The following is a 2612-nucleotide window of genomic DNA, read 5'->3' as shown; positions in this document are numbered from 1 at the left end:
GGCTTGCCGGGTTGCGCGCGTGGTCGGCGCAGCTGGCGGACCGGCAGCACGCGGCCCGCGATGACGCCGCGGAGCTACTCACCCGCATCGACCGGCTCGCCGACGTGCAGGGCTAGCGCCTCCTCCGGCGTGATTTCGCCGGCGATCACCCGGCGTGCCAACGCGTAGCTGACCGGTCGCGCGGTTCCTGCTCGCTCGGTCAGCAGCCACACGACGCAATCCAGCATCGCCCGGAAGTAACCTTTCGCCCGGTCCCGCCCGCCCGGCGCGGTGCCCAGCGCCGCCCCGCCGCGGGCGCGCTGCGCGAGTGCGGCGCGCGCACCGGCGACGGTTTCCTGCAGCGCGTCCACCGGCTCACCCGGTGGCGGTGATCCGGTCCGCAGGCGGCGGCACGATGCCCGGGTGCGCGCCGAGGTATCCCAGCAGCGCGTCCAGATCGACCGGGCCACCGGTCACGTCGGTGCCCTCGGTGAAGCCGCTGAAGCCGTCGCCGCCGCCCGCCAGGAAGTTGTTCACCGCGACGCGGTAGGTCGCGCCCGGATCAACGGGTTCGCCCGCGATGGCCAGATCGGACACCTTGGACCCGGCGGGCGCGGATTCCGAGTAGGCGTAGTGCAAAGTGGACGAAATCTGCAGCATCGTCGCGCCGTCGCCCTGCCACTGCTGCTCCAGCACGTTCTTCAACTGCGCGCCGGTGAGCGTCATGGTCTGCATGGTGTTGCCGAACGGCTGCACGGCGAACGCTTCGCCGTAGGTGATCACGCCGTCACCTTCGCCGTTCGCCGACGACCGGTGCGGCAGGTCGGCGCGGATTCCGCCGGGGTTGGTCAGCGCCACCTGCGCGCCGGCCCCCTTGGTGGCTTCCAGCTGGGCGTCGGCGATGAGGTCGCCGAGCGTGGTTTCCCCGGACGGCGCGGGATCGCGGCTCAAGTCGCCGGTGGCGGTGCCCACTTCGCGGTTCGCGATCGGGGCGGCTTTGGTCTTGGCTTCGTCGACCAGCGCGGCGGTTTCCGGGTCGGGTGCGATGTCGCGGCTGACGATTTCGTTGCGCGCCTTGGTCTTGTCCCGCACGACGTCGCCGGTTCGGTGGTTGATGCTCAGGTCCATCGTGGACAGCAGCCGCCCGTAGGAAGCGCCTTGCACGACCGGGCGCGGATCGCCGGCCGGGTCGTCGACGGTGCAGTTGTACTGCTGGTGGCTGTGCGCGGTGAACAGCGCGTCGACCTTCGGCGAGGCGGCCGCCGCGACGCGAGTGGCCGGTCCTTCCGGGGCCACCGCACAGGAATCCGGCCCGCCGCCTGCGGCTTCGTCGCCCTGGTGCATCAGCACGACCTGCGCTTTGACCCCGAGTCGGTCGAGCGCTTCGGCGGTGCGGTCGATGGCGGCGACCTCGTCGCCGAACTCCAGGCCCGCCACCGCGTCCGGGCTCACCGACTGCGGCAGGTCGTGCAGCGTCACGCCGATGATCCCGATGGGCACACCGCCGGAGCGCTGCACGGTGAACGGCAGCAGCGCGGGCCTACCGTCCGCAAAGGACACATTCGCACCCAGGGTCGGGAAATCGGAACCGTCGAAGGAATCCCGGAACGCGCAGCCGTCCTCGGGGTGGCACCCGCCGCGCTGCATCCGCTGCAGCTCGGGGTAGCCCTCGTCGAATTCGTGGTTGCCGACGACTTGGGCGCGCACGTCCTGCGAGTTGAGGAATTCGACGGTCGGTTCGTCGTGGAACAGCGCGGATTCCACCGGCGATGCGCCCACGCTGTCCCCGGCCGAGAGCACCAGCGAGTTCGGCACCTCCGCGCGCAGCCGGTCGATGTGCGCGACGAGGTAGGCGGCACCGCCCGCCGGGACGCTCGTCCCGTCCGCCAGCTCGACCTCGCCGGATGATCCGGACGGCGCCGCGAGGTTGCCGTGCAGGTCGTTGAACGTGATCAACCGCACCTCGGTGTCGGCGGGCGCTGCCTGCGCGGGCAGCGCCGTTCCGAAGGTGACCAAGCACGCGGCGACCGCGACGGCGGCGCTGCGCACGCGACATGCGCGCATCCGATTGTCCTCCCACCCACCAGTGATCCACCGGACATTCTGCCGCCACCCCTCCCCCGAAACCACCCTCTCTTTTCGGAGTGAACGGCCTGTTCGTCCCACTAGATTGGTCGAGCGGTCCGTTCACTCCTCGCGAACCCGGCAGTTGCCGCGCGCCCGACACGCCCGCACATCCCCATTCCGAGCAGCTTCGATCCGGGTGAACGACCTGTTGGTCCGGCTAGATTGGTCGAGCGGTCCGTTCACTCGGAGATGTGCGGCGGATGGCCGGGCGTGTCGGGCAGGGTGCGGGTACGGCCAGGAGCAGGGTGCGGTGACGGCGGGGCGGGCGGCCGGTCATCGGCGGCGGGCGGCGACACGCGGGGTCTTGGGGTGCGAGAGAGGACTCGGCCCAACATGTAGTGTGGCCGCGCTGATGGTCACCGGGGTGCCCGGTGGGACAACAGGGAACCTGGTGCGAATCCGGGACTGCCCCGCAGCGGTGAACGGGAACGACCGCCGTCACCACCTCCCCGGGTGGTGCAGCACTGGACGCCCGAGGCGTCCGGGAAGCGACGGCCAGTAGGTCC

2 protein-coding genes and 1 riboswitch are annotated in these 2612 nt (G+C 71.1%); both genes read right to left on the bottom strand.

The window, feature by feature from the left end; genetic code table 11:
• Nucleotides 1-74: 74 nt before the first annotated feature.
• Nucleotides 75-350 carry a hypothetical protein gene (locus IJH84_RS24790; protein WP_295149674.1) on the bottom strand — a complete coding sequence of 92 codons (276 nt, stop codon included), beginning with the start codon at nucleotides 348-350 and terminating at the stop codon, nucleotides 75-77.
• Between the two features lie 4 nt (nucleotides 351-354).
• The gene (locus tag IJH84_RS24785) at nucleotides 355-2043 is read right to left on the bottom strand and encodes a bifunctional UDP-sugar hydrolase/5'-nucleotidase (protein ID WP_295149672.1); all 1689 of its coding nucleotides are present in this window, start codon (nucleotides 2041-2043) and stop codon (nucleotides 355-357) included.
• A 408-nt stretch (nucleotides 2044-2451) separates the two neighbouring features.
• A riboswitch (cobalamin riboswitch) is annotated at nucleotides 2452-2612 on the top strand. This riboswitch is flagged as partial in the annotation.

This window comes from Saccharopolyspora sp., assembly GCF_017434145.1.
GTDB classification, from domain to species: Bacteria; Actinomycetota; Actinomycetes; order Mycobacteriales; family Pseudonocardiaceae; genus Saccharopolyspora_C; species Saccharopolyspora_C galaxeae.
Note: the sequence above shows the minus strand (reverse complement) of the source record. Positions and strands in the feature narration are given on the sequence as shown.

Coding starts and splice junctions, on each gene's coding strand:
- IJH84_RS24785 (WP_295149672.1), bottom strand. CDS start 2,043: ATGCGCGCATGTCGCGTGCGCAGCGCCGCCGTCGCGGTCGCCGCGTGC.